The organism is Pseudonocardia sp. KRD291 (assembly GCF_019263595.1).
Lineage (GTDB): Bacteria > Actinomycetota > Actinomycetes > Mycobacteriales > Pseudonocardiaceae > Pseudonocardia.
Genome location: NZ_JADQDD010000497.1, coordinates 1 through 1,985, shown reverse-complemented (window position 1 = coordinate 1,985; position 1,985 = coordinate 1). Strand labels below are relative to the sequence as shown.

At 72.8% G+C, this 1,985-nt stretch carries 1 protein-coding gene; it reads right to left on the bottom strand.

What is annotated here, in order from left to right; all coding sequences use genetic code 11:
• Positions 1–70 precede the first annotated feature (70 nt).
• Positions 71–1,936 carry an ABC transporter ATP-binding protein gene (locus I4I78_RS32175; protein WP_218615277.1) on the bottom strand — a complete coding sequence of 622 codons (1,866 nt, stop codon included), beginning with the start codon at positions 1,934–1,936 and terminating at the stop codon, positions 71–73.
• Between the last annotated feature and the right edge of the window lie 49 nt (positions 1,937–1,985).

Here is a 1,985-nt window from a genome sequence, read left to right as displayed (position 1 = left end):
TGCGGAGCCGCGCATCGATACTGAGCGCGAAGCCTGCGGAGCCGCGCATCGATACTGAGCGCGGAGCAGCTCACGCCGCGACCGGCTCCGCGAACTGGGTGCGGTGCAGCTCCGCGTAGCGCCCGTCCCCGGCCGTCAGCGACGTGTGCGTGCCGCGCTCGACGACCCGTCCGGCCTCGAGGACCAGGATCTCGTCCGCCCGGCGGATCGTGGAGAGCCGGTGCGCGATCACGATCGCGGTCCGGTCGGCCAGCGCCTCGGTCAGCGCGGCCTGCACCGCGGCCTCGGACGTCGAGTCCAGGCTGGCCGTCGCCTCGTCCAGCACGACGACGCGCGGCCGGGCCAGCAGCAGCCGCGCGATCGTGATCCGCTGCCGCTCCCCGCCGGACAGGCGGTACCCGCGCTCGCCGACGACCGTGCCCAGCCCGTCCGGCAGTGACCGGGCCAGATCGCCGAGCCGTGCCCGTTCGAGGGCGTCCCACAGCTGCTCGTCGGTCGCCGACGGGGCGCCGATCCGCAGGTTGGCCGCGATCGTGTCGTGCAGCAGGTGCCCGTCCTGGGTCACGAACCCGACGGCCCGGTGGATCGACTCCCCGGTCAGCTCGCGCACGTCGTGCCCGGCCAGGCGCACCGAGCCGGAGTCGACGTCGTAGAGCCGCGCCAGCAGCTGTGCCACCGTCGACTTCCCGGCCCCGGACGAGCCGACCAGCGCCACCATCGCGCCGGGGCGCACCGTGAACGAGACGTCGTGCAGGACCTCCTCGCCGCCGCGGGTGTCCAGCGTCGCGACCTCCTCGAGCGAGGCCAGCGAGACCTTCTCGGCGGTCGGGTAGCCGAACCGGACGCGGTCGAACTCGACCGACACCCCGCCGTCGGGTACCGGGCGTGCGTCCGGCGCGTCGGCGATCATCGGCTCCAGGTCGAGCACCTCGAACACCCGCTCGAAGCTGACCAGCGCGCTCATGATCTCGATCCGGGCCCCGGCCAGCGCGGTCAGCGGCGCGTAGAGACGCGTCAGCAGCATGGCCAGCGCCACCACGTCGCCGGCCTGCAGTGCGCCGCGCAGCGCGAAGTACCCACCCAGGCCGTAGACCAGGGCCACCGCCAGCGACGACGCGAGCGTCAGCGCCGTCACGAAGACCCACTGGACCATCGCCGAGCGCACGCCGATCGCGCGCACCCGCTCGGCCCGGTCGGCGAACTCGACCGACTCCTGCTCCGGTCGGCCGAACAGCTTGATCAGGGTGGCCCCGGGGGCGGAGAACCGTTCGGTCATCCGGCTGCTCATGGCCGCGTTGTGCTCGGCGGCCTCGCGCTGCAGCGCCGCGAGCCGGCGGCCCATCCGGCGGGCCGGGAGGACGAACAGCGGGAGCAGCACGAGCGTGAGCAGCGTGACCGGCCACGAGATCGCCAGCATCACGACGAGTGTCAGCACGAGCGTGACCAGGTTGCTGACCACCCCGGACAGGGTGTCGCTGAACGCGCGCTGCGCGCCCATCACGTCGTTGTTCAGGCGGCTGACCAGCGCGCCGGTCCGGGTGCGGGTGAAGAACGCGACCGGCATCCGCTGCACGTGGTCGAACACCGCGGTACGCAGCTGCCAGATCAGGCCCTCGCCCAGGTTCGCCGAGAGCCAGCGCTCGACCAGCCCGGCTCCGGCCTCCACGACGGCGATCACCGCGATCAGCACGGCGATGCCGGCCAGCACCGAGACCGCCGCACCGGAGGTGATCGCATCGGTGGCCCGGCCCGCGAGCAGGGGCGTGGCCACCGTCAGTACCGCGCCGACGACGCTGAACAGCAGGAAGGCGCCGATCCGGCGACGGTGCGGCCGGGCGAACCCGGCGATCCGCCGGGCCACCACGCCCGCCGGCTGCCGCTGCCGCCCCGGTTCCTGGCTCGCGTTGCGCAGGGCCATCCATGCGCTCATGTCCATGCTCATGGCGGACACACTACGAACTGAAGTTCACTTCAGGTCAAACAAA